This is a genomic window from Spirillospora sp. NPDC052242, assembly GCF_040679555.1.
Taxonomy (GTDB): domain Bacteria; phylum Actinomycetota; class Actinomycetes; order Streptosporangiales; family Streptosporangiaceae; genus Spirillospora.
The window spans coordinates 140,168-166,497 of record NZ_JBFAUZ010000004.1; the positions used below are offsets into that span (position 1 = coordinate 140,168).

29 protein-coding genes are annotated in these 26,330 nt (G+C 72.7%); 18 read left to right on the forward strand and 11 right to left on the reverse strand.

Annotated features, from left to right (window positions below; translation table 11 throughout):
* Positions 1–88 precede the first annotated feature (88 nt).
* Together AB0L25_RS05010 and AB0L25_RS05015 are read left to right on the forward strand one after the other, a co-directional pair.
* Positions 89–1,027, forward strand: coding sequence for a DUF6177 family protein (locus AB0L25_RS05010; protein ID WP_500168745.1), 939 nt, complete (start codon positions 89–91; stop codon positions 1,025–1,027).
* A gap of 96 nt (positions 1,028–1,123) precedes the next feature.
* The gene (locus AB0L25_RS05015) at positions 1,124–2,551 is read left to right on the forward strand and encodes a DUF1266 domain-containing protein (protein WP_500168747.1); all 1,428 of its coding nucleotides are present in this window, start codon (positions 1,124–1,126) and stop codon (positions 2,549–2,551) included.
* Between the two features lie 109 nt (positions 2,552–2,660).
* On the opposite strand, the gene AB0L25_RS05020 is transcribed toward AB0L25_RS05015, so the two are convergent.
* The gene (locus AB0L25_RS05020) at positions 2,661–3,155 is read right to left on the reverse strand and encodes a hypothetical protein (RefSeq protein WP_500168749.1); all 495 of its coding nucleotides are present in this window, start codon (positions 3,153–3,155) and stop codon (positions 2,661–2,663) included.
* 303 nt (positions 3,156–3,458) lie between these two features.
* On the opposite strand from AB0L25_RS05020, the gene AB0L25_RS05025 reads away from it, so the two are divergent.
* The gene (locus tag AB0L25_RS05025) at positions 3,459–4,226 is read left to right on the forward strand and encodes a hypothetical protein (protein WP_500168751.1); all 768 of its coding nucleotides are present in this window, start codon (positions 3,459–3,461) and stop codon (positions 4,224–4,226) included.
* Positions 4,227–4,239: 13 nt separating this feature from the next.
* Here AB0L25_RS05025 and AB0L25_RS05030 read toward each other — a convergent pair whose 3' ends face one another.
* Positions 4,240–5,889 carry a MinD/ParA family ATP-binding protein gene (locus AB0L25_RS05030; protein WP_500168753.1) on the reverse strand — a complete coding sequence of 550 codons (1,650 nt, stop codon included), beginning with the start codon at positions 5,887–5,889 and terminating at the stop codon, positions 4,240–4,242.
* A gap of 258 nt (positions 5,890–6,147) precedes the next feature.
* Here AB0L25_RS05030 and AB0L25_RS05035 point away from each other — a divergent pair, with 258 nt between their 5' ends.
* Complete coding sequence (locus tag AB0L25_RS05035) at positions 6,148–7,551, forward strand: hypothetical protein (protein WP_500168755.1); 1,404 nt, start codon at positions 6,148–6,150, stop codon at positions 7,549–7,551.
* Between the two features lie 133 nt (positions 7,552–7,684).
* Here the strand turns inward: AB0L25_RS05035 and AB0L25_RS05040 are convergent, their stop codons facing one another.
* From AB0L25_RS05040 to AB0L25_RS05050, 3 genes are all read right to left on the reverse strand, one after another.
* Positions 7,685–8,083: a DUF5958 family protein gene (locus AB0L25_RS05040; protein WP_500168757.1), complete on the reverse strand. Its 399-nt coding sequence runs from the start codon at positions 8,081–8,083 to the stop codon at positions 7,685–7,687.
* Positions 8,084–8,087: 4 nt separating this feature from the next.
* A complete protein-coding gene (locus tag AB0L25_RS05045) occupies positions 8,088–11,711 on the reverse strand; it encodes an RHS repeat-associated core domain-containing protein (RefSeq protein ID WP_500168759.1) in 3,624 nt (1,207 codons plus the stop codon).
* Positions 11,712–11,923: 212 nt separating this feature from the next.
* Complete coding sequence (locus tag AB0L25_RS05050) at positions 11,924–12,148, reverse strand: hypothetical protein (protein ID WP_500168761.1); 225 nt, start codon at positions 12,146–12,148, stop codon at positions 11,924–11,926.
* Positions 12,149–12,620: 472 nt separating this feature from the next.
* Here AB0L25_RS05050 and AB0L25_RS05055 point away from each other — a divergent pair, with 472 nt between their 5' ends.
* The 5 genes from AB0L25_RS05055 (at position 12,621) to AB0L25_RS05075 (ending at position 17,461) form a co-directional block, all read left to right on the forward strand.
* Complete coding sequence (locus AB0L25_RS05055) at positions 12,621–13,799, forward strand: Cmx/CmrA family chloramphenicol efflux MFS transporter (RefSeq protein WP_500168763.1); 1,179 nt, start codon at positions 12,621–12,623, stop codon at positions 13,797–13,799.
* A gap of 110 nt (positions 13,800–13,909) precedes the next feature.
* Positions 13,910–14,818, forward strand: coding sequence for an ABC transporter ATP-binding protein (locus AB0L25_RS05060; RefSeq protein ID WP_500168765.1), 909 nt, complete (start codon positions 13,910–13,912; stop codon positions 14,816–14,818).
* A 10-nt stretch (positions 14,819–14,828) separates the two neighbouring features.
* Entirely contained in the window at positions 14,829–15,569 is a 741-nt protein-coding gene (locus tag AB0L25_RS05065) for an ABC transporter permease (protein ID WP_500168767.1), read from the forward strand.
* A 3-nt stretch (positions 15,570–15,572) separates the two neighbouring features.
* On the forward strand, positions 15,573–16,841 hold the full coding sequence (locus AB0L25_RS05070) for a sensor histidine kinase (RefSeq protein WP_500168768.1): 1,269 nt from the start codon (positions 15,573–15,575) through the stop codon (positions 16,839–16,841).
* A complete protein-coding gene (locus tag AB0L25_RS05075) occupies positions 16,838–17,461 on the forward strand; it encodes a response regulator (protein ID WP_500168770.1) in 624 nt (207 codons plus the stop codon). Before AB0L25_RS05070 ends, AB0L25_RS05075 begins: the two co-directional genes overlap by 4 nt.
* A gap of 53 nt (positions 17,462–17,514) precedes the next feature.
* On the opposite strand, the gene AB0L25_RS05080 is transcribed toward AB0L25_RS05075, so the two are convergent.
* Positions 17,515–18,264: a dienelactone hydrolase family protein gene (locus AB0L25_RS05080; protein WP_500168772.1), complete on the reverse strand. Its 750-nt coding sequence runs from the start codon at positions 18,262–18,264 to the stop codon at positions 17,515–17,517.
* A gap of 41 nt (positions 18,265–18,305) precedes the next feature.
* Positions 18,306–18,497 carry an imine reductase family protein gene (locus AB0L25_RS05085; RefSeq protein ID WP_500168774.1) on the reverse strand — a complete coding sequence of 64 codons (192 nt, stop codon included), beginning with the start codon at positions 18,495–18,497 and terminating at the stop codon, positions 18,306–18,308.
* 172 nt (positions 18,498–18,669) lie between these two features.
* Between AB0L25_RS05085 and AB0L25_RS05090 the strand changes: the two genes are divergently transcribed.
* Both AB0L25_RS05090 and AB0L25_RS05095 read left to right on the forward strand, forming a co-directional pair.
* Positions 18,670–19,026, forward strand: coding sequence for an ArsR/SmtB family transcription factor (locus tag AB0L25_RS05090; RefSeq protein ID WP_500168777.1), 357 nt, complete (start codon positions 18,670–18,672; stop codon positions 19,024–19,026).
* Between the two features lie 2 nt (positions 19,027–19,028).
* On the forward strand, positions 19,029–19,730 hold the full coding sequence (locus AB0L25_RS05095) for a cation efflux transmembrane domain-containing protein (protein WP_500168900.1): 702 nt from the start codon (positions 19,029–19,031) through the stop codon (positions 19,728–19,730).
* Positions 19,731–19,802: 72 nt separating this feature from the next.
* Here the strand turns inward: AB0L25_RS05095 and AB0L25_RS05100 are convergent, their stop codons facing one another.
* Positions 19,803–20,162 carry a hypothetical protein gene (locus tag AB0L25_RS05100; RefSeq protein WP_500168779.1) on the reverse strand — a complete coding sequence of 120 codons (360 nt, stop codon included), beginning with the start codon at positions 20,160–20,162 and terminating at the stop codon, positions 19,803–19,805.
* A gap of 165 nt (positions 20,163–20,327) precedes the next feature.
* On the opposite strand from AB0L25_RS05100, the gene AB0L25_RS05105 reads away from it, so the two are divergent.
* The 4 genes from AB0L25_RS05105 to AB0L25_RS05120 all read left to right on the forward strand — a co-directional run bounded on the left by AB0L25_RS05105 (position 20,328) and on the right by AB0L25_RS05120 (position 22,775).
* Positions 20,328–20,813 carry a nuclear transport factor 2 family protein gene (locus AB0L25_RS05105; protein ID WP_500168781.1) on the forward strand — a complete coding sequence of 162 codons (486 nt, stop codon included), beginning with the start codon at positions 20,328–20,330 and terminating at the stop codon, positions 20,811–20,813.
* A gap of 15 nt (positions 20,814–20,828) precedes the next feature.
* Positions 20,829–21,440 carry a TetR/AcrR family transcriptional regulator gene (locus AB0L25_RS05110; protein WP_500168783.1) on the forward strand — a complete coding sequence of 204 codons (612 nt, stop codon included), beginning with the start codon at positions 20,829–20,831 and terminating at the stop codon, positions 21,438–21,440.
* A gap of 346 nt (positions 21,441–21,786) precedes the next feature.
* Positions 21,787–22,200: a hypothetical protein gene (locus tag AB0L25_RS05115; protein ID WP_500168785.1), complete on the forward strand. Its 414-nt coding sequence runs from the start codon at positions 21,787–21,789 to the stop codon at positions 22,198–22,200.
* Between the two features lie 74 nt (positions 22,201–22,274).
* On the forward strand, positions 22,275–22,775 hold the full coding sequence (locus AB0L25_RS05120) for an alpha/beta fold hydrolase (protein ID WP_500168787.1): 501 nt from the start codon (positions 22,275–22,277) through the stop codon (positions 22,773–22,775).
* Positions 22,776–23,562: 787 nt separating this feature from the next.
* Here AB0L25_RS05120 and AB0L25_RS05125 read toward each other — a convergent pair.
* Both AB0L25_RS05125 and AB0L25_RS05130 read right to left on the reverse strand, forming a co-directional pair.
* Positions 23,563–23,748 (reverse strand): DUF397 domain-containing protein, encoded by a 186-nt coding sequence (locus AB0L25_RS05125; RefSeq protein ID WP_500168789.1) that lies wholly within the window; start codon positions 23,746–23,748, stop codon positions 23,563–23,565.
* Positions 23,739–24,533 (reverse strand): helix-turn-helix domain-containing protein, encoded by a 795-nt coding sequence (locus AB0L25_RS05130; protein WP_500168791.1) that lies wholly within the window; start codon positions 24,531–24,533, stop codon positions 23,739–23,741. The genes AB0L25_RS05125 and AB0L25_RS05130 overlap by 10 nt, the downstream gene beginning before the upstream one ends.
* A gap of 193 nt (positions 24,534–24,726) precedes the next feature.
* On the opposite strand from AB0L25_RS05130, the gene AB0L25_RS05135 reads away from it, so the two are divergent.
* The 3 genes from AB0L25_RS05135 to AB0L25_RS05145 are packed head-to-tail and all read left to right on the forward strand — an operon-like array spanning position 24,727 to position 25,828.
* Positions 24,727–25,125 (forward strand): ATP-binding protein, encoded by a 399-nt coding sequence (locus tag AB0L25_RS05135; RefSeq protein ID WP_500168793.1) that lies wholly within the window; start codon positions 24,727–24,729, stop codon positions 25,123–25,125.
* Positions 25,113–25,442 carry a hypothetical protein gene (locus AB0L25_RS05140; RefSeq protein ID WP_500168795.1) on the forward strand — a complete coding sequence of 110 codons (330 nt, stop codon included), beginning with the start codon at positions 25,113–25,115 and terminating at the stop codon, positions 25,440–25,442. The genes AB0L25_RS05135 and AB0L25_RS05140 overlap by 13 nt, the downstream gene beginning before the upstream one ends.
* Positions 25,443–25,468: 26 nt before the next feature.
* Positions 25,469–25,828, forward strand: coding sequence for a hypothetical protein (locus AB0L25_RS05145; RefSeq protein WP_500168797.1), 360 nt, complete (start codon positions 25,469–25,471; stop codon positions 25,826–25,828).
* 18 nt (positions 25,829–25,846) lie between these two features.
* Here the strand turns inward: AB0L25_RS05145 and AB0L25_RS05150 are convergent, their stop codons facing one another.
* The gene (locus tag AB0L25_RS05150; RefSeq protein WP_500168799.1) at positions 25,847–26,266 is read right to left on the reverse strand and encodes a hypothetical protein; all 420 of its coding nucleotides are present in this window, start codon (positions 26,264–26,266) and stop codon (positions 25,847–25,849) included.
* Positions 26,267–26,330 lie beyond the last annotated feature (64 nt).

Here is a 26,330-nt window from a genome sequence, read left to right on the forward strand (position 1 = left end):
CGCCGGGCCCTCACCTTCCGGTCCCGGCCCGAAGTGCGTCCCGACACCGTGCCAACGCTCGTGGGGGCCGGACTAGACTCTCCCAAAGATGAGCATCGTAGACGCGCTGACCGACCGTGCCATGGTCGTCCTCCAGGACCGGCCGGTCGTCCCGCTGAGCCCGTGGATGGCCGAGACGGTCGGCGAATGCGCCGAAAGCGGACGCACGCTCCAGCTGGTCACGCCCCTGGAGTCCCGGCTGTCGCTGCCGCTGCGCACCGCCGCCGACGGCAACACCGTCCAGTGGGTCGTCCGCAACGGGGACGGCTACTACGAGGGCCTCAGCGGGCGGCCGCTCAAGTGGGACGGCGGCACGTTCGTGCCCGTGCCCGAGGCCCGCGACTACGCGCCCGGGTTCACCACCCGGCCGACCGCGCCGATCGGGGCGCAGCTCAGCCTCGTCTACCGGCTGCGGCACGACGCGGGCGCCGACCTGTCCGGTGCCGTCGAACGCCTGCTGCAGCTGCTCACCGGCAAGCCCCCGGCCAGCCTCGGGACCGACGAGCCGCTCGGCAACCGGTGGCGCGGCGACGCGTTCACCCTGCTCGCCAAGGGCCGCTCCAACGTGCGGCTGCTGGTCGGCGGGGCCGGGCCGCGCGCGGCGCTCGCGATGTGCGACTTCCGGGCCGTCGAGGGCGGCGTCGCCGAGGTCACCACCGTGACCGTCGGGTACGGCCCCGAGGACCCGCCGCCCCTGCAGCACCTGCCGTCCCTCGTCGGGGCGCTCGCCGCCGACCGCCCGGTCGCGTCGATGTTCGTCCAGTACACGCCCGGCCGCGCCGACCTGACGACCGAGCCGCGCTGGACCGGGCAGACGTCGCCGGTCGCGCTGGCCGTCGCCGGGCAGATGTCCGGGCCGAGCGGCATCCCCGGGCAGCAGGTCGGGCCGCAGCGCGCGCCGCTCACGTTCTTCCCGCTCGGCGACGGCCGGTCCGCGGACGGCTGGCAGCGGCACAGCATGCTGATGCAGCACCTCCAGTCCGCCTGACCGTGTCGACCTGAAACCGGATTTACGGGCCGTCCGTCACCTTTCGCCGCAGAGAGCCGATGATCTACCCGTAAGGGATGATGTAGCGTCCCCTGCATGGGACAGCCCGGTCAGCTCGACGCGCTTGAGCGGGCCGTCGAGGGCACCCTCGCCGAGGGTGCGTTCGAGTTCGACGGCGACGCGGCGGTCCTGCGGATCGACGGATCCCCCATCCTGCTGACCGGGTGGTCACTGTCGCTGGGCATCGGCGGCGTCACGCTGCTGCTCACCGGCGCCGTCCTCTCCCTGGCCGGACTGGCGGACGCCGCGCGCTGGGCGCTCGCCCCCGGCGCGCTCATGCTCGGCACGGTGCTGGTGCTGCTGACGCTGCTGCGGTTCACGCCCGTCGCGGCCCTGTGGCCCGAGCTGGAGGTCCACTTCACCGAGCGGGCCCTGGTCCACCGGCGGACGCGCGTGCCGTTCGGCGAGCTGCGGCCCGAGCACCTCGTGTGGAAGAACGGGCGCTTCTTCCGCCGCCTCTACGTGCGCCACCCGTCGCTGCGCAAGCAGGTCGCGGGGTTCTTCGAGGGCGAGGAGCGGCAGGCCGCGGAGTTCCAGCGGCGGCTGTGGGAGCTGATCTCCGCGCCCGACCTGCCCGGCGTCCTCACGCACGGCGCCGGCCTCACGCCCGTCCAGCAGTGGATCATCGGCGCGGGCGCCCCCTACGGCGCCGTCAACGGCTTCCGGATCGACCGGCTCGGCACCGCGCCCGGCGAGACCGCCGCGGCCGCCGACCGCCGCACCGCCCTCGAACTCCTGCAGGACCCGTGGGGCGCCTACGACCTCGAACAGCTCCTCGGCGCCGTGAACTGGCTCGTCCAGGACGGGCACCGCGCCGACTTCGCGCAGGACGCGGAGCTCGCCGCCCGGCCGCCCGCCGAGCAGGAGGAGTACGCCGAGCTGCTCCGCGAGGTCGACGGCCTCATCGCCCGCGACATGCTCGAACCCCCGTTCGTGGAGCGGCTCATCGCGCTGGTGCGCGTCCGGTACGGCGACCGCGGCGACGCGTACGCGGGCCTCGTCCCGCCGCTGCTGCGGGACGAGCCGGGCGCCGACCTCAGCGAGCAGGGCGCGGAGCTCGCGCAGTTCCTGCACCGGCTGTTCAACGACCGCGGCCACGCCGCCGAGGAGCTGCACCGGCTGAAAACGCTCGCCGACCCGGCGCTGCGCGCGAACGTCGGCCGGTTCCTCATCTGGGACTACGGCCGCGCGCTCATGCTGTACCGGTGGGGGCACATGGTCGGCTGGCTGACCGAGGAGTACTGCTGGGAGCGGATGCTGCCGCTCGCGCTCGACATCCAGCGCAGGTACACGTCCTGGCGGGACATGGCGACGTGCTACCTGCAGGGGCGGCTGCTGTGGTCGGGCGGCGGCGGGCAGGCGCAGGACGAGTACGACCGGCTGATCGACGCGCTCGCCGCCGAGCCGCGCAGCCCGTGGAACGTCGTCCCCTGGGACCTCGACCTGACCCGCGACTGGGCCTGACGATCTTACGAACGCGGACGTGCGGGTCCACCTACCGGTTCGGCCGGGCCGATCCCCGATCCGCCGCGCGCCCGCCTTCGCGACGCGCCCGCCTTCGCCGCGCGCCGGGTCAGCGGCCGACGGCACCGCCCTGGTACGCGGCGCCCTCCGCGGCCGTCCCCTGGCCGCCGGGCGCTCCGGTGGCCCCGGTCGTCCCGGCACCGCCGGCCTCGGGGTCGCCGGCCTTCCAGCTCAGCGCGGGCCCGTCGTGTTCGCCGTCCGGGTAGACGGCGCCGCCGAGCCAGTGGACGAGCGAGTCGGCGAACCGGCGGGCGACGCGGGCCGCCTCCGGGACGTCGGCGACCGCGCGGACGTCCACCCACCACACGGGGGTCTTCACCCGTTCGGCGAACTCGGGGCCGAGCAGCCGGCCGATCTCGCTGTGCACCGACACCTGCACCGCGTCCTCGACGGAGACGAGCAGTCGTCCGTCCGGTCCGTGCAGCCGCATCGCGGCCGGTTGCCCGCCGCGCAGTTCGAGCGGTTCGCCCATCGCGATCAGGCCGTCCGCGATGGCGTGCACGTCGGGGCGCCGCCGCACCAGGGCGACCAGGTCAGTGCTCATCGATCCGTCCGATCGTCGGCACCGTGCAGGGCAGGCGGAAACCGGGCCGCGCGCTGACGCGCCCGCCCGTCCGCAGTCGGCTGGAGTCGGACACCTGCCTCCCCTCTCCCGGGCAAGCCTACGAGACGCTCCGCACCGTCCGCACCGCCGAGGCGCGGACGGCTCGTCCACCCCAGCCTAGGAGCACCGGGGCGTGCCCGGGCCACCGGCATGATGATCGCGCGTTGCCCGATACCTACAGAAAACCGACATCACCTGGCGCTAGTCTGATCCGGTCCCCTCGCGACATCCCCCGGAGCGATCATGAACGGCCCAGCCTGGCCCGGCCAGCCGGGACCCCCGCCCGGTCCCCCGCACGGCTTCCCGCCGGGCCCCCCGCTGCCGCCGCCACCGCCTCCGCCGCGCGGCGGAGGGGGCCTGCTGATCCCGCTTCTGGTCTTCGGCGCGGTCGTGGTCGTCGCGATCGCCGCCATCGGCGCCTTCCTGGTGATCGAGAGCGACGACGACCGTCCCTACGCCACCACCACCGCGCCGTACGTGACCCGAGAGCCGGCCACGCCGACGGACGTGCCGACGCGCGCGTCGTCCTCGGACCCCTTCAGCATCCTCGGCCCCACCGTCGAGACGGCCAAGGGCACCACCTTCACCCGCGCGGGCACCCGCACCCAGTCCTGCGCCGGCCGCGCGAACGACCGGCTCCGCGCCGCCCTGACCGACCACCCGTGCGCGGGCGCCATGCACTCCGCCGTCTACGCCGACCCCGCCAAGAAGATCATCACCGCGGTGTCGATCCTCCGGTTCGCGACGGCCGCGGACGCCGAGGCCGTCAAGGAGGCCACGGCGTCCGACGGCTGGCCGGAGATCCTGACCCCCGCCGAGGACAGCGGCCTCCCGCGGCCCCGGTCCGAGCCGTCCTACTGGACCCGCACGTGGGCGCTGGACGACCAGGTCGTCTACGCCCAGTCGTACTACGCCGACGGCCGCTCCCCCGGCGGCCGCGACGGCGACGTCTACGCGACCGCCGGCGAACTCGGCGTCGAGATCACGAACGTCCTGCGCTTCACCGACTGACGGGCGTCCGGCGTCAGTGCGTCGGGACGCCCAGCGCCCGGCCGAACGCCTCGTACGCGACCCGCGACACCGCGCCCCGCGTGTCCTCGCCGATCTTGGCGACGTCCATCGCGGCGCCCGTCGCGATGTGCCGGTCGTACGGGACGTGGATGACCGGGGTGCCCCACGCCGTCAGCATCTGCGACGCCCGCTCCAGGTCGGCCCCGACCTGCGGCGCGTGCGTCACCATCGCGATCACCGCGCGCGACAGCAGCTCCCGCTGCCCGCCGTGCCCCGCGAACCACTCCAGCGCCCCGCGCGCGCTCAGCGCGCCGTCGACCGTCCCCGGCGTCACCAGGACGACGCTGTGCGTGCGGGCCAGGATCCCCCGGTGCAGCTCGGTGAGGATCCCGGCGCTGCAGTCCATCACCGCCAGGGAGATGAACCGGCTGACCGCGCTGAACGCCGCCTCGAACGTCTCCAGCGTGAACTCGCCCGCGATCCGCCCGCCGCGCGTCGCCGGCAGCACCCACAGCCCCGACGGCGTCCGCGTCAGGTACTGCGCGGCCTCCTCGAACGTCCGCGGCTGCTTGCCCGCGATGTCGAACAGCGACAGCTCCGACCGCACCCCGAGCCGCAGCGGCAGCGAGCCCAGCTCCGCGTCGGCGTCCATCGCCAGCACCCGGTCGGTGCGGTGCCGCGCCAGCTCCGTCGCCAGCAGCGCCGCCATCGTCGTCTTGCCCGCGCCGCCGCGCACGCTGACGACCGTCACCTGCCGGTAGCCCGGCACCGGACGCTGCAGGAACTCGGCGATCTCCTGCTGGTTCTTGATCGCGCCGGACCCGCCGACGACCTTCTTCACCCCGCGCCCCATCCGGCGCATGAACGCGTCGCCGTGCTGGTCCTTGCGGACGAACTCGTGCGCCATCGGCACCGCGCCGCCCGCGTGTTGCTGCTGCGGCGGCGCCGGGACCGGCGGCGGGCCCGAACCGGGCGGCGGCGTCCGGTCCTCCTCAGGGACGTCGTCCTCGACGCCGGGCGCCTGCGCCATCCCCGGCGCCTGCGCCGCCATGTGCCCGACCGGGGAGATCGCCGCCTCCCAGCTGAACTCGTCCTCGATGGGCGGCGGGGGCTGCTCCGGCTCGTGCAGCTGCGGCTCCGCGGCCTCCTGCTGCCCCGTGACGTCCTGCGGCTGCGGCACCGGCGCCTGCTGCGGCTGCTGCGGCGGCGCGGGCGCCTCGGGCACCGCCTGCGGCACGGGCGCCGGAGGCGCGGGCGGCGCGGGCGGCGCGGGCACGGGCGGCGGCGGAACGGGCGCCTCGACCTGCGGCTGCGGCGCGGGCGCCTCGGGCACCGGCTGCGGCACCGGCGCCGGCGGCACGTCCATCTGCGGCGCGGGCGGCTCCGGAACCGGCTGCGGAACCGGCTGCGGAACCGGCGCCGGGGGCGGCTCGGGCACCGGCTGCGGGACGGGCGCGGGCGCGGGCGCCGCGGGCACATCGGCCTGCGGCCGCATGGGCTGCGGCTGCGCGGGCGGACTCGCCGGCACGGCGTCCTGGGAACCGGTGTCGAACCCCTCCGCCGACAGCGCCGGAAGCGGCGGAGCCTCCTTCAGAGCCGCGAGCCCGCGCTGGGACACGCCGAGGTCGCGCAGTACGGAGTGCTGCCAGCTCGAATCCGACATCCGCCCCCCTCTCGTCGAAGGTCAAGCCTATGAGACCGCGGAGACACCGTGCGCCCGCGCGGAACCCGTCCCGGGAAGGCCCGCACTCTTCCCTACCACAGCGCACCAGGTGCTTCGCGGCCCACGGGAAAACGGGCGGAAACCCCCGCACGTCGGGCCGCTAGCATGACCGTCGGTCACCGGAGCGGTACCGCACAATTCCACAGCGGGTCCCGGCGGCGACCACCCGAGCCCCCCGCCGATCGAGAGGACGAGGCCGTGTCCCAGCCCCCCGGCATGCCGCCCCCGCCCCCGTGGTCACCGCAGCCCGGCCCCGCCTTCGGCCCCGCCCCCGCGCCCGTCCCGCCGCCCGGCACCCTCTTCCAGGCGAAGCCGTACGACTCCACCGGCCCCGACGGGCGTCCCGTCGTCGACCGCCCCCCGGTCCCCGACGCGCTGCGCGACCCGCTCGTCCGGTACCTGGAGAGCGCCCCCGTCGTCCTGGCGGCGCACAGCTACGACACCGACCTGCTCGCGGACGACCGCCGCGCCGCCGTCCCGCTCACCTTCCACACCGACGGGACGTGGGTCTGGCAGGGCTCCGTCGCCTACTACCTGAAGACGTACGGCCTCCCGCCCGAACCCGCACTCGTCGCGCACGTCCAGGCGGCCGGGTTCCAGGTGCCGAAGGTGAGCGACGAGGCCCAGAACATCGCCGTCCGCATCTCCACCGGTCAGCAGGAAGCCGCCCAACCACCCTCCGCCTTCACCCCGCCCGCACCGGCCTTCCCACCCGGCGGCATGCCGCCCGGCGTGGGCATGCCACCCGGGGCTGCCATCCCACCGGGGGCCATGCCACCCGGGCCGGTGCCGCCCGGAGCGGCCATGCCACCTGGAGCGGTGCCGCCCCCTGGAATGGTCCACCCACCGTCCCCCGCCGGCGGGGGCAAACGGGCCGCGGTCGGCATCATCTCCGTCATCGCCGCGATCGCCGTGCTCCTGGGCGGCAAGGCGATCTCCGGGGCCGTCCGCAAGGAGGTGCGCGGCGGCTCGTCCAGTTCGTCCGGCGACACGAACGTCAGCGTCCCGGACGCCCCGTCCCTCAACCCGTCGGCCTCCGCCTCGGCGAGCCCGCAGGCGGCCGTCGTGACGTCCCTCCCGGACTACTGCAAGGGCCTCCGCAACTCGCTCCCCGCGAAGGTCCGGGGCATCAGGGTCGACACCATCACGAGCGACGCCGACCGCCGCTCGTGTCAGTGGAAGCGGCTCACCGCCGTCAACGGCCGCAACCTCGACGTCGTCGTGAACACCAACGCGACCGTGAACCCCAAGAACGCGCTCGAGGACGCCAAGGAGGAGTTCGGCCGAGCCTGGGAGCACGCGGGCGACCCCGAGTTCCACAAGGGACGGGAGAGGCTGACCGGCCTCGGCGACGAGGCGTTCGCCAGCCACCAGGTCAGCCCGATCACCTACGGCCCCGACGAGGCCCGCGCCAAGACCTACTGGCTCGGCGGCGCGCAGGTCTTCGTCCGCAAGGGCAACGTCACCATCGACATCACCTGGACGGCCGCCGACGCCTACCGCACCCGCGGCAAGCTCGTCCAGGGCACGAACCTCCCCTACAAAACCGCCAAAAAGCAGGCAGCAGACATAGCCACCAAAATCCTCGCCACCCTCAAGTAAGCCACCCCGAACCCACCCGAGTCACCCACCGGAAGGAGCGTCCCCGAGCACGGCCCGCCGCACCTCGCCGGGCGCGAACTCGAGCACCCTCGCCCCGGCATCCCATCGCGCTCCAACCGCCACAACCCGCGAACTAACCGTGCTCCCGCCTCCGCCGATGCCACTCGTGCGTGCAGCCGTCGGCGCAGTAGGTCGCATATCGCCGGGCGTCCGCCATGGAGAACAGGGCGACCAGCAGTCTGAACGCTTTCTCCAATTCGTGCTCCGGCAGGTTGGCGAGCAGCGTCAGGTGACCGGCGGACGGCGCTTTGGATGCCATCACCACCGGCGTGAAGGTCATCTTCAATCCCGCTTCGCGTGCGCTCGGTTCGACATCATCGGCCCGAGCACCGGCCTGCGCGGCGTAGTAGGCGAGTTGGCGCACGATGTCGCGCCTTTCCTCGACGGTGTGCCCGTTGAACCATTCCCGCCCGTCCAGCATCGACTTCTCACCCAAAGCCAGCATGGTGAGGAATTCGGCCTGCTCGTCCATGGTGTCACTCCGGGTCGAAAATCACGTGCGGGCGATTGATGTCCAGCTTGGCATAACCGGGGGCATCGGGATTATAGGTCTGCCATATGTCCTGCCCCACTCTCCGGCCTTGCCAATCCCCGCCGGACACTCCTCGCGGGAGGAGGTTGGCCGCCCGTCCCCGGGCTTTCGATGGACCGCTCATGAGGTAGTCCCAGTCCGACTCCGCGTGCGCGGTCCCCGAGGCGCGACTGCCCACCACGACGATCCGTTGCTTGGTCCTGTTCGCCGCCGCCTGGATGCGCTGTGCGACGGCCGGGTTCATCCCGGCCTCTTCCGGCGTCCTGTACCCCTTCGGCTGAGGACCGATGGGCTTCGGGTAGTTGTGCGGCGTCAGACCGAGAGGGTCGAGCCAGGTGGTGGGGTTGAGGACGTAGGCGTGCGGGTTGGGCTGCGGCGCCAGGCCGAGCGGGTCGGGCGACAGGTACCCGGCGGCGGCGGGGTCGTAGTACCGGCGGTAGTTGTAGTGCAGCCCGGTCTCGGGGTCGTGGTACTGCCCGGGCAGCCGCAGCGGGCAGGGGAACGCCTCTTCGGTCGTGCTCGCACCCCACACGTTCGCGCGGGCGAGGATGACGGCGCCATCGGGACCGACCAGTTCGGTGGGGGTGCCGACAAGGTCGGTGACGATGGCGTGGAACCGCTGATCGATCCACTCTTGGGGTGCGGTCGCCGCCGAGGAACGCTCGGTCTGGGTGAGGGGAGTGTGACTCCCCGGCCGGTAGGTCCACGTGGTGGTGCGGGGCAGGCGCTCTCGCGTGTGGACGTGATGGGTCTGCTCGGCGAGGCGGGTGCCGTCCCACGTGTAGGTGTAGGTCTGGATGTGGGTGCCGTCGGGGGCGTACTGGTGTTTGGCGATGCGGCGGCCGAGGGGGTCGTAGTGGTAGCGCCAGTGCGCGCCGCCCGGGGTTTCGACGGTGGTGAGGCGGTCTTCGGCGTCCCAGTGGAACCGCCACGTGCGCCGTTTGCCGGACAGGGTGACGCGTTCGCGCAGGACGATGCGGCCTTGGGCGTCGTGCTCGTAGCGGGTGCGTCCGGCGCGGCGCACGAGGGTGCCCTCGTGCTCGCGGGGGCCGGTCTCGGCGGCGTCCGGGTCCGGGTCGGGGTGGTCGGCGTGGGCGAGGTTGCCGGTGACGTCGTAGGCGTACCGCTCGCTCCAGCCGTGGGCCGTGACGGCGGTGATGCGTCCCCGGGCGTCGAGGGTGTAGGCACGGTCACCGGTGAGGCGATCGGTGACCCCGGTCAGGTTCCCGTCGGGCCGGTAGGCGTAGGTGCGGTGCTGCAGCAGCCGCGCCTGGTCGGTGCCCGGCGCGGGCGCGCCCCACAGGCTCTGCGCGGTGAGACGGCCGGCGGCGTCCCACTGCTGGGCCAATGCCACTGCGTCGTCGACGCGGCGGCTGGTCTCGCGGCCTACCGGGTCGTGGGTGAAGGTGAGGGTCCGGCCGCCGGTGGCGAGCTGAGCGGGCAGCCCGGTCGGGGTGTAACTCCAGGACTCGGCGGTACCGGACGGCGTAATGCGAGTGAGGACCCGGCCGAGCGGGTCACGGGTGTAGGCGGTGGAGGCGCCGTTGACCCGCTCTGCGGTGACGCGGCCGAGTGCGTCGCGATGCAGGTCCAACTCGGCGCCCGGGCCGACGGCCCGAGTCAGATTGCCCATGGAGTCGTACTCGAAGCGGGTGACCTGACCGCCGACCGTCTTCTCGAGGAGGTTGCCGAACGGGTCCCAGCCATAGGTGACGGTTTCGTCCGCGGCATTGGTGCGGGACGTCGGGCGTCCGGCGGCGTCGAGGACGTAGGCGAGGGCGCGGCCGTTGAAGTCGGTCTCGCCGGTCAGGCGTCCGGCGGCATCGTAGGTATAGCGCCAGGTCAGGCCCGCGTCGTTGGTGACGGCGGTCAGCCGCCGCTCGGCATCGTGGACGAAGTCCAACCGGGACCCGTCCGGCCTGATCAGCGCAGACGGCAGGTCGAGGGGCCCGAACTCGGTACGGGTCGTCTGCCCGAGCGGGTCGGTGTGCTCGACCTGGTTGCCCTCGCCGTCGTACCGCCACCGCTCGACCGTCCCGTCCGGCAGCGTCACCGACGCCGGGCGGCCTTCGACCGTCCAGGCGAAGGCGGTGCGGGCGCCGGTCGGGTCGATGTAGGCGGTCGGACGCCCCATCGCGTCGTAGGAGCGGCGGGAGGCGCCGCCGGACGCATCGGTGATCGTGACCGGCAACCCCGCGGCATCCAGCTCGGCGCGGGTGGTGTTCCCCAGGGCGTCGGTGACCGACACCAGGCCGCCCCGGTCGTCGTAGGCGAACGCGGTGACGGCCCCGGTGGGGTCGGTCTCGCTGGTCAGGTTGCCGCGCTCGTCGTAGGTCCACTGCCACACCGCGCCGTCCGGCCGGACCCGGCGGACGGGGAGGTTCAGCTCGTTGTACTCCGTGGCGTCGGACGTCCCGTCCGGGTAGCGGACGCCGGTGAGGTTGCCGCGTTCGTCGTAGGTGAAGCGGGTCGTGTGGCCGAGCGGGTCGGTGCGTGAGAGGAGCCGGTCGAACTCGTCCCACTCGGAGCGGGTGAGGTTGCCTAGGGGGTCGGTCTCCTCGACGATCTGGTCGAACTCGTTGTACCGGTGGACGGTCGTGTGGCCGAGCGCGTCGGTGACCAGGGTGCGGCGGTTGTCGGTGTCGTAGACGAACGTGGCGTTCAGGACGCCCGCCGAGCCCTCGCCGCGTATGGCGCGGCCCTGGTCGTCGTAGGTGTAGCGGTACCAGTAGTCGTTCCGGTCCACCCACCCCGTCAACCGGTGCTCGTCGTCGTAAGAAAACCGCTGCGGGAGACCGGAGGAGTCGAAGACCTCGGTCAGATCGCCGGCCTCGTCGTAGCCGAACCGGACGAGCGTCGTGCCGTCACCGGCGCGCAGGGCGGTGATGCGGTGGTCGCCGTCACCGGTCGGGGCGGTGTCGATCAGGACCCGGTAGCCGCCGGAGTGGCGTACCTCGGTGAGGACCTGGTCCTCGTACACCAACTCGATCCGGTTGCCGTTGCGGTCGGTGATCGCCGTCACCGGCAGCCGCGACCAGCCCGTCTCCTCCCCCGGCGCCGGGAAGTGCAGGGTGCGTCCCGTGTACGGGTCGTCGAGCGTGTAACCGCCGTCGGACGTCAGCGTCAGCGGATGCCGCGGACCGGCGCCCGGCATGAACGCCACGTTCGGCACCAGGTTCAGCGGATACGTCCGGACGGACGCGTCCGCACCCACGAAGTGCACGCCCTCGCCGTCGAGTTCGAGCGCCTGGTCGAGCGTCGAGCCCCAGGACGTCCCGAACCAGCGGCCCGCGCGGAACGACGAGATGTGCGTCCGCTCCAGCACCAGCGGCAGGATCCCCGGCCACGACACGTCGACCTGGGACAGGATGACGTCGCCGGTGACGATGCCGATCGGGTCGCCGCCCTTGGGCGTCCGGTCGGTGGGGCGGGCCTGCGACTGCTCCGAGCCGTTGCGGCGGCCGCGGCGGCGCCCGTCCGGTCCGGACGGCTTCTGACCGGGGAGCCTCGGCCCACCGCCACCAGATCCTCCGCGGCCCTTGCCGCCCCGGAAAAGGCCGCCGGCCATCTTGCCGAAGACGCCGCCGGCCCCGCCTCCGCCGCGTCCCCCGCCCGGCCTCCTGCGCCTGCCCACCGAGAACCCCCAGCACGATCGAACAACGCGGAACAATTCAGCGAATTTCCGCTTTTGAACGAGCAGATGCTAACAGCCGGGTATGACGCCAGTCAGATTGGAACGTTCCGCAATACAACGCGCCATCAGCGAAAGGCTTCGGCGCTTTATCGCGCCCATTGCGCGAAACCATTGGTCGGACGGCCGAGAATGCGCTCGACCGTTCGGGTGACCGCGTACGCCGCCTTCGATGGGTCCGCGTACCAGCCGACGACGTGCGAATTCGATTTCGCGGCCGAGCGCGCCGCCAGTACGGCGAGTTTCCGCGGCATGTCGAGAATGTCGGGCCCGGTCATCACGTCCTCCCGTTCCGCGTGGCCGTATTCGGTCAAGGTGCGGGCGGATCACGGCGTAGCGGCTCGCGGAAGGCGCCTTCGTTCCGGACGGATCCGGCACGGTTGAGGGCGTACGCCATCAACTCCTGCGGACGGCCCATGGGACGTGCCCGAACGGCATGGCCGGGGGCCGGTCCGCCGCTCTACGGCATCGTCACCCGCCGGACGTCCGCGTCGGCGCCAAGCCCCGCGAGGCTGGGGGAGGCCGGCGCGGACGGCGCGCCACCCGGCCACCCCCAGGCCCCGTCCACCCGCGAAACCGGCGTGCCCCGGCTCCGGGGGGTCGGGTAGCGTGCGGGGTATGTCGAGCCCCGAGGCGGTTGAGGTGGGGGCTTTCGGTCACGCCGTCAGCCCCCTGCACCACTGAGTCCGTCCCGCCGCGTACGCGGCCGGACGGGTGCGCCCGCAGGCGCTGACCGCGGTGACGAGACGTCGTCTCTCGTACCTCTCCTCACCTCGGAGTCGCTCGATGCCTCTTCCGCTCTACCTGCTCGCGATGGCGGTCTTCGCCATGGGCACCTCGGAGTTCATGCTCGCCGGCCTGCTGCCGGACATCGCGGCCGATCTCGGCGTGTCCGTCGCGGCCGCGGGCACCCTCACCTCGGCGTTCGCGGTCGGGATGGTCGCCGGGGCGCCGCTGATGGCGGCGCTCGCCCGCAACCGGCCCGGACGGACGAGCCTGCTCGCGTTCGTCCTCGTGTTCGCGGCGGCCCATGTGGTGGGCGCCGTCACGTCGAGCTTCGCCGTCCTGTTCGTGACGCGGGTCGTCGCGGCGCTCGCGAACGCGGGCTTCCTGGCCGTGGCGATGACGACGGCCGCGACGCTCGTCCCGTCCGACCGGAAGGGACGGGCGCTCGCGGTGCTGCTGTCGGGGACGACGGTCGCGACGATCGCCGGGGTGCCCGGGGGCGCGCTGCTCGGCACGCTGCTGGGGTGGCGGGCCACGTTCTGGGCGGTCGCGGCGCTGTGCCTTCCGGCGGCCGCCGGCATCCTCCGGGGGATCCCGCGTCCCGCGCGTGAGGGCGCGGGCGGGCCGTCGCTGGGGGCGGAGCTCGCGCGGCTGCGGCGGCCGCGGCTGGTGCTGGTCATGGGGCTGGGCGCGCTGGTGAACGCGGCGACGTTCGCGAGCTTCACGTTCCTCGACCCGGTGGTGACGGGCACCGCGGGGCTCGGCGAGCTGTGGGTGCCGGTCGTCCTGGCGCTGTTCGGCGCGGGTTCGTTCGCCGGTGTGTCCGCCGCCGGACGGCTGTCGGACCGGCGCCCGGGCGCGGTGCTGGCGGTCGGGGGGCCGCTGCTGCTCGTGGGGTGGCCCGCGCTGGCCGTCCTGGCCGAGTACCCGGTCGCGCTGCTCGTCCTGGTGTTCGTGCAGGGTGCGCTGTCGTTCGCCGTGGGCAGCACGCTGATCGCGCGCGTCCTGTACGAGGCGGCGGGCGCGCCGACCATGGGCGGGGCCTACGCGACCGCGGCGTTCAACGTCGGCGCCGTGGTGGGGCCGCTCGCGGCGGCGGCCGCGCTGGGCGGCGCCGGGAACGCGGGGCCGCTGTGGACGAGCGGGGCGCTGGTCGCCGTCGCGCTGCTCGTCGCCCTCCCGGCGCGCCGCGTGTTCGCGCCCGGACGGGACGTCGAGGCGGTGCGCGAGCCCGCGTAGGACGGGCCGGGCGTCCACCGTTCGGTGGATGCCCGGCTCCGTCGAACGCCGCGCCGCCGCGGACCGCGCGGACGATCCGGCGGGTGAGGCCCGGACGCGACGCTGGCCTCATGGCGATCATCGAGGTGGAGAACCTCGTCAAGCGCTACGGCGACCACACCGCGGTGGACGGGGTGAGCTTCGCCGTCGAGCAGGGCGAGATCTTCGGGATTCTGGGCCCGAACGGGGCCGGCAAGACGACGACGGTCGAGTGCATCGAGGGGTTGCGCACCCCGGACGGCGGGCGCATCGGCGTGTGCGGCTTCGACCCGCGGCGCGACGGCGGCGAGCTGCGGCAGCTCCTCGGCGCGCAGCTGCAGGAGAGCGAGCTGCCCGACAAGCTGAAGGTCGGGGAGGCGATGGAGCTGTACGCGTCGTTCTACCGGGCGCCCGTCGACTGGCGGGCGCTGCTCGACACGCTCGACCTGGCGGGGAAGCGGAACACGCAGTTCCGGCGGCTGTCGGGCGGGCAGAAGCAGCGGCTGTCGATCGCGCTCGCGCTGGTCGGGAACCCGCGGGTGGCCGTCCTGGACGAGCTGACGACCGGCCTCGACCCGCAGGCGCGCCGCGACACGTGGGCGCTCATCGAGGACGTCCGCGCCCGGGGCGTCACGATCCTGCTGGTCACGCACTTCATGGAGGAGGCGGAGCGGCTGTGCGACCGGCTGGCGGTGATCGACGCCGGACGGGTCGTGGCCGTGGACACCCCGGCGGGGCTCGTCGCGCGGGTCGACGACCGGCAGCGGATCCGGTTCCGGCCGTCGGCGCCGCTGGACCACGCCGTGCTGGCCGCGCTGCCCGAGGTGGCGTCGGTCGAGCGGGCGGGCGGGCAGCTCGTCGTGACGGGCACGGGGGACCTGCTGCTCGCGGTGACGACCGTGCTCGCCCGGCACCGCGTGACGGCGGCGGACCTGCGGGTGGAGCAGGTCTCGCTGGACGACGCGTTCGTGGCCCTCACCGGCCGCCCCATCGACGCCTGAGGAGGCGATCATGAATGCGCTGGCCCGGCTGACGGCCACCGAGACGAAACTGTTCTTCCGCGAACCGATGAGCGTGTTCTTCGCGCTCGCGTTCCCGCCGCTGCTGCTGGTCGTCCTCGGCCTGGTCCCGGAGTTCCGCGACCCGCAGGAGGAGCTCGGCGGGCTGCGGACCATCGACCTGTACACGCCGATCCTCGTCGCGATGGGCATCGCCATGATGGCGATGACCGGCCTGCCCCAGCAGTTCGCGATCTACCGCGAGAAGGGCGTCCTGCGGCGCATGCGGACGACGCCGGTCAGGCCGGCGGTGATGCTCGGGGCGCAGCTGCTGGTGTCGCTGCTCATGTCGCTGGTGACGATGCTGGCCGTGCTGGCGATCGCCCGTACGGCGTTCGACGTGGGCCTGCCCGAACAGAAACCGGCCTACCTGGCGGCGTACCTGCTGTGCGCGCCGGCGATGTTCGCGCTCGGGCTGCTCGTGGCCTCCCTGGCGCCGAACGGCAAGAGCGCCGGCGCGGCCGGGACCGTCCTGTTCTTCCCGATCCTGTTCTTCGCGGGCCTGTGGGTGCCGCGCGACGAGATGAACGACGTCCTGCGGACGATCAGCGACTTCACCCCGCTGGGCGCCGGCGTGCAATCATTGCAGGACGCCGCCGCCGGTGACTGGCCGCAACTCCTGCACGTGGCCGTCATGCTGGGGTGGACGGTCGCGGCCGGCGGGCTGGCCGCGCGGTACTTCCGCTGGGAGTAGGTCGTGAGCATCGAGGCCGAGCTGCGCGCGGAGTTCGACCGCGAGGAGCGCCGGGAGATCGCGATGATCGGCGTTCTCCCGTTCGTCCTCCTCGCGGCGAGCACCGTCATCACCCTGCTGCAGCAGGAACGGTTCGTGCTGGTGCTCGGGCTCACCCTGGTGGCGACGGTGTGGATCTCCGCGTTCCACAGGATGCTCCCGGAGCCGGACGGCGGCGGCCGGCTGACGGTCGTGTACTACACCGGAATGATGCTGCTGGCGGCCGCGCTGGTGGTGCTCGCCCCCTGGTACGGCATCTTCGCGTTCGCCGGATACGTCCAGGCGGCCGTCTACCTGACGGGCGCCTGGCAGTACGTCGGCGTCGCCGCCACGGCGCTGATCTCGTCGATGGCGTACGTGGGCGGCCTGGACAGCATGCGGGACGACGGCTTGTGGGAATGGTCGGTCATCGCCCTGGTCACCCTGCTGCTGTCCGGGTCGTTCTTCCACTTCGCCGTGATGAGCGACCGGCGCAACATCAACCAGAAGCGCGCGCTCGCCGAACTCCACAAGGCCAACGCGCGGCTGGAGGCGGCGCTCGAGGAGAACGCGGGCCTGCACGCGCAGCTGCTCGTCCAGGCCCGGGAGGCGGGGGTGCTGGACGAGCGGCAGCGGATGGCGCGGGAGATCCACGACACGCTCGCCCAGGGCCTCGCGGGCGTCCTCGCCCAGCTCCAGGCCGCCGAAGGCAGACTGGACGACCCGGTCGCGGTGCGGCGGCACGTGACCAGCGCGATGAACCTGACCCGGGAGAGCCTCACCGAGGCCCGCCGGACCGTCCACGCGGTGGAACCGGCCGTCCTCGCCGAGGCCCGGCTCCCGGACGCGATCGGCGACGTGGCGCGGCGGTGGGCGGAGGCGAACCGCGTCGACGCCGTGCTGACGACCACCGGCGACGCCCGCCCGATGCACACGGACGTCGAGGTGGCGCTGCTGCGCACCGCGCAGGAGGCCCTCGCGAACGTGGCGAAGCACGCGAAGGCGGGCCGCGTCGGCCTGACCCTGTCGTACATGGAGGACCTGGTGACCCTCGACGTCCGGGACGACGGCGTCGGCTTCGACCCCGCCGCCGTCCGGCGCGCGAACGGGTCCGCCGGCGGCGGGTTCGGCCTCACCGGCATGCGGCAGCGGGTGCAGCGCCTCTCCGGGCGCCTCGACATCGAGTCCGAGCCGGGCGGCGGCACCGCGATCTCCGCGACCGTCCCGGCCATCCCGGCAGGAGGCGCGGAGTGATCTCGCTGCTGATCGTCGACGACCATCCGGTGGTGCGGGACGGCCTGCGCGGCATGTTCGGCGCCGACGCGCGCTTCGAGGTCGTCGGGGAGGTTGCGGACGGCGCGGCGGCCATCGCGGCCGGGGAGCGGCTCCGCCCCGACGTCGTCCTCATGGACCTGCGCATGCCGGGGACCGACGGCGTCACCGCCATCAAGGAGCTCGCGAAGCGCGGCGTGCCGTCCCGCGTGCTGGTGCTGACCACGTACGACACCGACGGCGACGTCCTGCTCGCGATCGAGGCCGGGGCGACCGGCTACCTGCTGAAGGACGCGCCGCGCGAGGAGCTGTTCCGCGCGGTGGAGGCGGCCGCGCGCGGCACGTCGGTGCTCTCCCCGACCGTCGCGACCCGGCTCATGGGACGGATGCGCCGCCCCGCCGCGCAGCCCCTCTCCCAGCGCGAGCTGGACGTCCTCGAGCTGATCGCGCGCGGCTCGACGAACCGCGAGGCGGCGCGGCGGCTGTTCATCAGCGAGGCCACGGTCAAGACCCACCTGCTGCACGCCTACGCGAAGCTCGGCGTCAACGACCGCGCCGCCGCCGTCGCCGCCGCGATCTCCCGCGGCTACATCACCCCCTGACCCGGGGCCGCGTCCGCGTCCGACGTGCGCTGATGCGCGGGCGCCGTCCTCGCTCACGCGGTGGTCAGGGTGCGGGAGAGGAGGGGGAGGAGGCGGTCCCAGTGGCGGCGCAACCCGGACGCGTCGAAGGCGTCGGTGTCGGACATGGTGAAGCCGTGGACGGTGCCCGGGTACAGCTCGATGTCGTGGGCGACGCCCGCGGCGTCCAGGGCCCGGCCGAGTTCGTCGGCGGCCTCGGGCGACAGGTCGCCTTCGGCGAGGCCCAGGTGGACCTCGGCGGTGAGCTCGGCGAGCTGGCGGTGCGGGCTGTCGGGGGCGTCGGTCACCAGGAAGCCGGGGTGGAATCCGGCGATGGCGGCGACCCGGCCGGGGTGGGCCGCGGCGGTGCGCAGCGCCAGGGCCGCGCCCATGCAGTAGCCGACCACGCCGACCGGCCCGGCCGCGACCTCGGGCCGGGACGTGAGGAAGTCGAGGTAGGCGCCGGCGTCGCGCAGGATCCGCTCGGTAGTGTGCTCCTTGATCAGCGGCCAGATCCGGCCGATGATCTCGGACCGGACGTCCTCCCCGATGTGCTCGGGGAGGTCGGCGACCGGTGCCGGGCCGTGCCGGTAGTAGAGGTTCGGGACGAGCACGTGGTACCCGTGCCCGGCCAGCTCGCGCGCCATCTCCCGCAGCACAGGCCGCAGGTTGAAGGCGTCCGGGTACAGCAGGACGCCCGGGTGCCGCTCGCCGTCGTCGGGGAAGGCGGCGAAGGCGTCGGCCCGGCCGTCCGGGGTGGGAACTTCCAGGGTCTCGGTGCGCATGCGCTCTCCTGTCATGGTCGGTGGGTCGAGCCTGCCATCACTCAGCCTTTCCCCAGGAGTTCGAACAGGCTCGAGAAGCCCTCCCCGCCGTGGCCGTCGGCGACGCGGCGGTCCATCAGCTCCTTGACCTCCCGCATCCGGACGGCTTCGACGCCCGCGGCTTCGCGGTGGCCGATCAGCATCTCGTAGCCCATCGCGACCTGGGCGTCGAACTCCACGATCGCCACCGTCACCGCCCTCTTCCTCCCGTCCCGCCCACCCGAACCCGCCCCCTAGCGTCCCGGGTGCGCCGGGCGGCGGTCGACGGCCGTGCCGACCGCCACCGCCGGCGGGGTGGTCGAGCACGACGAGGTTCCGAATAGTTCACCTTTCCCTGAATTCAGGGAGACGTGTACCGTGACGTCCATGGCGAACTCCACGGACGTCCCCGTCGACCTGGCCACCGGACTGGACGCGCTGACGCGGTTCGGCCGCGCGCTGGCGGACCCCACCCGCTGCCGGATCCTCCTCGCCCTCCACGACGCCCCCGCCCACCCCGCGGACCTGGCCGACACCCTGGGCATCTCCCGGACCCGGCTGTCGAACCACCTGGCGTGCCTGCGCGACTGCGGGCTGGTGGTCGCGGTGCCGCAGGGCCGGCGCGTCCGCTACGAGCTGGCCGACGCCCGCCTCGGGCACGCCCTGGACGACCTGCGCGCCGCCGTCATCGCGGTCGCCGCCGACGCCACCTGCCCCGACGCGGACGAACAGGGGTGCTGCTGACGATGTCCGCGACCGTCGACCCGCCGGTGCGCCGGGCGCTGCTGGCCCGGCGCGTCCGCCTGCTGGTGGCGGCGACCATCACCTACAACGTGGTCGAAGCCGCCGTCGCGATCACCGCCGGGACGGCCGCGTCGTCCGGCGCCCTCATCGCGTTCGGGCTCGACTCGGTGATCGAGGTCGCCTCGGCCGCCGCCGTCGCCTGGCAGTTCGCCGCCCGCGACCCCGCCACGGTGCAGCGCCGCGAGAAGACGGCGCTGCGCGTCATCGCGCTCTCGTTCTTCGCGCTCGCCGCGTACGTGACCGCCGACGCCGTCCGCGCCCTCACCGGCACCGGCGAGGCCGGGCACTCCACGCCCGGCCTCGTCCTCGCCGCCCTCTCGCTGGCGATCATGCCCGGCCTGTCGTACGCCCAGCGCCGCGCCGGCCGCGAACTCGGCTCGGCCACCGCCGTCGCCGACTCCAAGCAGACGCTGCTCTGCACCTACCTGTCGGCGGTGCTCCTGGTCGGCCTCGCGGTCAACTCGCTGTTCGGCTGGACCTGGGCCGACCCGCTCGCCGCCCTCGTCATCGCCGCCGTCGCGGTCAAGGAAGGCCGCGAAGCCTGGCGCGGCGACGCCTGCTGCGCGCCCCTCCCCCAGGCCGCGACGCCCAAGACGTCCGACTGCACCGGCTGCACGGACTGCGGCCCCACCTGCAATTGCTGACGCCGCACCCGCACATCCGACGTGCTTGCAGAGCGGTGGCACGTGGCGGAGTCGACGCCCCGGTCACGCGTGTCACCCTCGGGCGAGCTGTTCGGCGTGCTGGGCTTCGTCCGGCTGGACGGAGCCCGGCTGCGCACCACAGAACCTCCACCGCACGGTGACACCGTCCGGGCCGTCGAGATGGTCTCGGGACAGGGCGGCCTCGATCCGGTCACGGACCTCCGCCTCGTCCGCCGGCTCGGCCGCGAACAGGATCCGCAGCCGTACCGTGTCGCCCGAACGTTCGGCGGCGACGTGGTGGGGCGCCAGCGGGCACGGCGGCTCGTGGTCCCAGTGCCCGCACAGCGCGGCCGTGACGGCCGCACCCGGAGCCCGCGGATCATCGTCGGCCCTCATGAGGACGGCCGCGTCATGGGCGAACGCTCGACGCACCAGCCCAGTATGCGACTCGGAAGCCCCCGGGTTGAGTTTTGCGACAGATCGTCGTAATCCTTGCGACAGGTTGTCGATAAATAGGGGGCGAGGCAGTGGCCGGCGCGCGCGAGCGCAGCGCAGCGAAGGTCCGGCCTCGTCGTCATGAGTGGAAGGGGTTGTCCCGTGGACGCACTCAGAGATCGCGCCGATCTCATCGAACTGCTCGGCCGGTATGCCGACATCGCGGACCTGAAGGAGTTCACCGAGCTGCCCGGCCTCGTCCACACCGACCCGGTCACGCTCGACTTCGAGTCGGTCGCCGGGATCCCGCCCGCGACCGTGCCGCTCGGTGATTACGTCGAGGTTCTCCGCGCCTCCTTCGCGCCCTACACGGCGACCCACCACGCCATCACCGGCCATGTCGTCGACGTCCAGGGCGACAGCGCGACGATCCACGCGCACGTCCGCGCCGAGCACTGGGTCCCGGACGAGCTCGCCCGGGGCGGGCCCAATCGCTGGCTGGTGGTCGGCTTCTACGACAACGAGGCGGTCCGGACGGCGGACGGCTGGCGCCTCAACCACGTCAAGCTCACCTCGACGCACCAGGAGAACGCGCATCTATCGAGCGCCGGTCTGGCCGCCGAGCAGACACGCGGAAACCGCGGCTGAGGGGAGTGTGATCGGATGCCGCGGATCCGGGGAGCCAGCATCGAAGAGCACCACGAGATGGTCTGGGCGGACCTCGCCGAGGCGATGCGGCGGATGCTGCTGGAACGCGACTACGACTCGATCAACATGGGCCACATCGCGGCCAAGGCCGGGCTCGCGCGCAACACGCTGTACAACTACGCGCGCGACAAGAGCGCGCTGGTCCTGGCGCTGACCGAGCGGGCGGGCCGCCCCGCCGTCGAGCGCGTGACCGCGATCGCGGCGCGGTCCACGGACCCGGCCGCCGACCGGTTGCGGGAGATCATCGAGGCGGTCCTGGAGGCGTTCACCGACCAGATCCTGCAGCTAATGTTCCGGCCGGGCACCGGCCTGCCGGGCACCGAGGCGCCGAAGGGCCCCGACAGCCCGTTCCACGCGATCGTCGTCGAGGTGGAGAACGTCGTCCGGGACGGCATGGCGCGCGGAGAGTTCCGCGACGTCGGCGACGTCCAGCTCACGGTGGAGCTGCTGTCCGGCGTCATGCGTGCCGGCGCGGAACGCATCGGCCGTGACCCGGCCGCCTTCGCGACCACGGTCCGCACGACGCGGGAGATCATCCTCGCGTCCTTGGCCCGCCGCCCGGACTAGGGCCGGTTTCCCCGGCACGCCGCTGGGGCGCGCACCGGCGCCCAGCGCGAGTCGCCGGGCGGGACCGGCTCGCCCGAGCCGGCCGATCACGCGCCGGGTCGGCCGCCCTGGGGACGTTCTCGCCTGCGACGGCACGGCACGGCACGTGCGCAGGTCGTCGCGACCGGCCAACCTAAGCGCCCGATATGATCACAATCCGGGCGTTTTGGCAGGTGGACGGGCGTCAGCCGCCGACCCGCTTCGGCCTGGCGCACCTGTGCCGGGAATACCGACCGGGCCTGATCTCAGGGAGAGCGTTGTGTTCGTAAGAACTGGCGGGCACCTGGTTGGTGCGGCAGTCGCCTGCTTGGCGTTCATCGTGGAAAGCGTCGTCGTCTACGCCGGTCTGCTCGCGTACGCGGTCATCGCCGATGCGGACACCGGCGGACCACTGGCCGGGCCGTTCATGGCGCTGCTCGCCGGTGTGGTGGGCGTCGTCCTGGTTCCGCTGCTGTTCTTGCCAGCCAGCGTCATCGGAGATGTGGCCGCCAAGAGCGGACGCCTGCTCACCAAGTGGCTCATCGCCTCTGCCGTCGCCGGAGCGCTGGCCATGGTCTACGTGTTCCTTGCCGCCGTGGCCACCGATGCCACCATCGCGAACTCCCTGCTGGCGGGCCTGCTCGGGGTTCTCACAGTGCTCGCGCCCACGGCGCTGTGCGTCAGCGTCCCGCACGGCGCGCTGAAGCTCATGTCGAGCAGAACGAGGAACGCCCACGGCTAAGGCCCGTCCGGCAGTGGGCCCGGCGGGAACATTTGTCCAAGACAGGTGGGCCCTCGGGCGGCCCCTGGAGCCCCATGGTCCCGGCTCTCGCCGGCCACCATCACCTCATCCGGGTCGACCTGCCGGGTTGCGGCCAGTCCCCGCCCGCCGAGTCGCATGACGTGGTGTGGGTGCTGCTGGGGCCGCCCGTCGGCCCGCTGCTGTGGTCGAGACGTTCCGACGCGATGATCCGCAGGGGCATCGAGGCGACGGCCGCCCGGCCGGTGGACGTCCCGGACGACATGGTCGCCGAGCTTCGGAGCACCACCTACCGCACGTTCAGGGCGGCGCTGCGCAAGAACACCGCCTACATCGCCGAACGGAGCCTGCCCGATCGCCTGGCCGCTCTCGACCTCCCGGTCCTGGTGGTCTTCGGCGCCGCCGACCCCCGCTGGGAGCCGTCGTCGGCGCACCGGTACGACGCGATGCCGGGCGCGCGGGTCGAGACGCTGCCCGGCGTCGGGCACATGCCCATGTTGGAAGCGCCCGAGGCCACCGGCGAACTGCTGCTGACGTTCGCGGCCGCGGGACGCTGACGCCCGGCCTCCTCGCGCGGCGGCCGTAAGCTGGCCCCGTGCCGTCGACCGAAACACCGTTCGACTGGACGGACGTGGAAGTCGCCGTCCCGCGCTCGACGAACGGGCTGCCGGGGATCAGCATGGCCGGGTTCCGCCATCGGGTTCCCGGACGCGTCGACATCGCCATGGTCGCGCACCCGTCCGTCACCCTGCTCATCGATCTGGCCGATGGAGAAGGCATCGTCCACGACGGACCCGGCCGGCGGGAGCGCGGCAGTGTCGTCGTCGGCCTGCTCCCCGGCGATCTCCGGACCACCGGCCATGGGACCGGGGAGTGCCTGCAGATCCGCCTGGAACCGGACGCGGCGGCCGCCGTGCTCGGCGCGTCGTCCGAGCTCACCGGGACGCTGGGGGCCCTCGCCGACATCTGGGGCCGCGACGCCGCACGGGCCGAGGACAGGCTGCGCGCCGCCCCGTCCTGGGACGAGCGGTTCGCGATCGCCGCGGACATCCTCGGCCGACGGCTCGGCGCCCGTCCCCCCGTCGATCCGGAGGTCGCCCGCACCTGGCGGCGGACGCTCGCCGGCCGGGGGCACCGGCTCCACGCCCCCTGCCCTGGCCTCCGCACCATGGCTCGCGTTCGACGACACCGCGTGGCCGACTCCCCATCACCAGCCAGTTCATCGCCGAAGGCCCCCTCAAAGAGGGTGTTGTTGAGAACGGCCTGGATCGGTGGCGAACGCTTCGCCGAGGCCCCGCCCGTCCGTCCCCTGCCGCGAACGGACGAGCCGGACGAGCCGGACGGTCAGAGCTCCTTGAGCACCTCAGCGAACCGCCGGAAGTCACGACGACTCACCACGAGCTTGGGACCGACGGGATCCTTGCTGTCACGGATGGCCACGATCCCCGACACCGACGCCAACTCAACACAGTTGTCCCCCTGTTCGCTGCTACGAACAGACTTGCGCCATGTCGCCTTGCTCAGGTCCATCTCTCCTCAATCACCTTTCTGATCAGGTCACGCGTGTCTCTAACGTTCAACGCTTCCGACTGCAAAATGACGAAAGTCTCGACCGCTATCGCAATCTCGTCCGGATCGGTAGTGGTCTCCCCACCCCACGCCTTAATCGCGTAAGCCACCTGCTTGTGGTCTGGGCGCGTGGCGACCGCGAAGGACCCCCACACGTTCCGTATGTAACGGATCGGAGCGATCTGAAGCCGCACCTTCTCCTGTTCGGCCAGCACGAGCAGGTGCTCCAACTGCTCTTTCATCACCTCTCTCCCGCCGACCTCACGGTAGAGAACCGTCTCGTCCATGATGATTGAGACCACGGGCCGAGGATCCTTCTCGAGGATCTTCTGGCGCCGCATCCTGTTCTTCACGGCGTCCTCGTCACCTAGGAGGACGCGAGCATAGGCTTCCGTCTGCAGCAAGCCGTGTATGACTCGCTCCTCAAAGGCACGAAGCATGATCGCACTCTGCTCGGCCTTCGGAAAGTTGGCAAAGAACTCCGGGTACTTAACGGACTTGATCGATTCTAGTAGCTCGTCCCATGCGTCGACGAGGGTCGTCCCTGACTTGAGCGCCCGGTCCAACCGCAGGGCGAAGTCCCGGCGGCAGCGCGTGCGACCGCACTCGACCAGCGTGACGTAGCTGCGCGTCACGTTGACCACGTCGGCGAGGCCCTGCTGATTGAGCCCGGCCGCCACTCGGAGGCGCTTGACCTCGGCACCGAAGCTCAGAAATTCGGGCTTGATCTTGTTCTCCGTCGACATGGCGCCCCCGCCCATGGTTAGCAGTCGCGATAGCGGTTGTTAGCGAATTGGCAGTGCTTCTGCACTCACGGGGAATCGTACGCACTCGCGTGGCTTGATTGTGGTCGTTCGAGCACACAGGGTGACTCTGGCCTGATCCGGTCATGCGGGTCCGGGGCGGGGTCGGCCGCATCACCACAGGAGGGATCTGCCGATGTCAGCTGTGGCTTTGGCGCCGGAGACGCCGACGCTCGTCCTCGCTCCGACGGACCGGGCGCCCGCGCACGCACGGCGCTTCCTCGTCGAGCAATTCCGGGTACTGGGCATCTCGGACGACTTCGTCGGGCGGCTCGTGGTTACGGAGCTGGTTACCAACGCCTACAAACACGTGGGTATCGGCCACATCGTCGTCCGCATCTTCCCGGACGAGCCCAAGCGCACCGTGTGCGTGGAGGTGTGGGACGAGGGGGCGGGTCTCCCGATCGTCCGTCCGGAGAACCATGACGCGACGAGCGGACGGGGGTTGCCGCTGATCGTCGAGCTCGTCCAGTCCTGGGGCGTCCGTCCCCTGTACGAGACGGGGAAGATCGTGTGGGTGCGGTGCGCGCTCTGACCGTCCGGGCCCACGCACTCGTCCTGGGCTGGCGCACCTGGCGGGGGCGCGCCACGGCCGTCCGGTACCTCGACGCCCTCGCCGCCGTCCTCCGCACCAAGGGCTACGCCTGCATCCTCCGAGCCCGGCCGCCGCTGCTCTGGGTGCTCGCGGGCGGCCGCGTCCTCGCCGCGATCGGCGTCCACGCCACCCCCGGCGGGAGATGGACCTACCGCGAGGCCGGACGGCGCCACCTCTGCCCGTGCGGCGACGCCGAAGCCGCCGCCGACCTCGTGGACCGCATCCTCAAGCACCGCATGTTCCCCGCGACCTGGTGAACCGCACGCCCGTCCCTGGAGAGACCATGCCCCACAGCCCCGACAGCGCCTTCATCGAGCTGGACGCCGACATCGACCAGGCCGTCGCCGACCTGCGCCGGACGTTCCCGGGCATCTGCATCTGGTACGGCGAGTTCTGCGGATCGCTCTGGGCCATGCTCCCCGACCGGCTGGTCGAGGCGAAGAACGCCGTCGGCCTCGCCCGTCAGCTCCGCGCCGCGCTCGGCCCGCCGCCCGTCCGGGTGCCTCCGGGAAGGAGAGGGGACGGCACCTGGTGCACGCCACGCCGCCCGCACGCCCGTCCGGCTCGAAGACGCGGGCGCGTCCGGCTCCTCTCGCGGCTCGTGGCCGCGCTCGTGCCGCTCACCGGAAGCCGCGCCCGATGAGCGGCACGAGCAGGGGCGTCAGCCCGCCTGCGCCTTCTGGACGCACTCCTGCGAGTCCGCGTTGACCTTGTTCGGGTCCTTGCCCTCGGTGTTCCGGGGGGCGACCGCCGGGTTCCCCGGCTCCGGGTCGGGCATGTCGTAACCCTTGGCGCGCATGCACTCGACGACCTTGGCGAGCATCTTCTGCTGCGACGTCATCCCCGCGCCGCCGCTACCGCTGCCGCTGCCGTTGCCGGTCATCGACCCGCCGCCGCCGTTCCCGGTCATCGACCCGCCACCGGACCCGCTCTGGGACGGCGTCGCGGCCGGGGCGCTCGAAGCCGCGGTGGGCGGCGCCGCGGACGACGCACCGTCACCGGCGCCGTCCTCGGAATCCCCACCGCAGGCGCTCACGCTGAACGCGAGCGTGAGCGCGGCGACGGGAACGGCGAAACGCATCTTCAATGTTCTCCCCTTCCGGTAACTGACGCACATGAATGGACGCCGCCCGCGCACGGCACTG

Bases quoted from the DNA above. Each gene is read 5' to 3' on its own strand.
- AB0L25_RS05065 (WP_500168767.1), top strand. From the start codon at position 14,829: ATGAATGCGCTGGCCCGGCTGACGGCCACCGAGACGAAACTGTTCTTC.
- AB0L25_RS05150 (WP_500168799.1), bottom strand. From the start codon at position 26,266: ATGCGTTTCGCCGTTCCCGTCGCCGCGCTCACGCTCGCGTTCAGCGTG.
- AB0L25_RS05010 (WP_500168745.1), top strand. From the start codon at position 89: ATGAGCATCGTAGACGCGCTGACCGACCGTGCCATGGTCGTCCTCCAG.
- AB0L25_RS05110 (WP_500168783.1), top strand. From the start codon at position 20,829: ATGCCGCGGATCCGGGGAGCCAGCATCGAAGAGCACCACGAGATGGTC.
- AB0L25_RS05030 (WP_500168753.1), bottom strand. From the start codon at position 5,889: ATGTCGGATTCGAGCTGGCAGCACTCCGTACTGCGCGACCTCGGCGTG.
- AB0L25_RS05120 (WP_500168787.1), top strand. From the start codon at position 22,275: ATGGTCCCGGCTCTCGCCGGCCACCATCACCTCATCCGGGTCGACCTG.
- AB0L25_RS05090 (WP_500168777.1), top strand. From the start codon at position 18,670: ATGGCGAACTCCACGGACGTCCCCGTCGACCTGGCCACCGGACTGGAC.
- AB0L25_RS05020 (WP_500168749.1), bottom strand. From the start codon at position 3,155: ATGAGCACTGACCTGGTCGCCCTGGTGCGGCGGCGCCCCGACGTGCAC.
- AB0L25_RS05125 (WP_500168789.1), bottom strand. From the start codon at position 23,748: ATGGACCTGAGCAAGGCGACATGGCGCAAGTCTGTTCGTAGCAGCGAA.
- AB0L25_RS05015 (WP_500168747.1), top strand. From the start codon at position 1,124: ATGGGACAGCCCGGTCAGCTCGACGCGCTTGAGCGGGCCGTCGAGGGC.
- AB0L25_RS05040 (WP_500168757.1), bottom strand. From the start codon at position 8,083: ATGGACGAGCAGGCCGAATTCCTCACCATGCTGGCTTTGGGTGAGAAG.
- AB0L25_RS05080 (WP_500168772.1), bottom strand. From the start codon at position 18,264: ATGCGCACCGAGACCCTGGAAGTTCCCACCCCGGACGGCCGGGCCGAC.
- AB0L25_RS05060 (WP_500168765.1), top strand. From the start codon at position 13,910: ATGGCGATCATCGAGGTGGAGAACCTCGTCAAGCGCTACGGCGACCAC.
- AB0L25_RS05135 (WP_500168793.1), top strand. From the start codon at position 24,727: ATGTCAGCTGTGGCTTTGGCGCCGGAGACGCCGACGCTCGTCCTCGCT.
- AB0L25_RS05145 (WP_500168797.1), top strand. From the start codon at position 25,469: ATGCCCCACAGCCCCGACAGCGCCTTCATCGAGCTGGACGCCGACATC.
- AB0L25_RS05055 (WP_500168763.1), top strand. From the start codon at position 12,621: ATGCCTCTTCCGCTCTACCTGCTCGCGATGGCGGTCTTCGCCATGGGC.
- AB0L25_RS05130 (WP_500168791.1), bottom strand. From the start codon at position 24,533: ATGTCGACGGAGAACAAGATCAAGCCCGAATTTCTGAGCTTCGGTGCC.
- AB0L25_RS05095 (WP_500168900.1), top strand. From the start codon at position 19,029: ATGTCCGCGACCGTCGACCCGCCGGTGCGCCGGGCGCTGCTGGCCCGG.
- AB0L25_RS05045 (WP_500168759.1), bottom strand. From the start codon at position 11,711: ATGGCCGGCGGCCTTTTCCGGGGCGGCAAGGGCCGCGGAGGATCTGGT.
- AB0L25_RS05025 (WP_500168751.1), top strand. From the start codon at position 3,459: ATGAACGGCCCAGCCTGGCCCGGCCAGCCGGGACCCCCGCCCGGTCCC.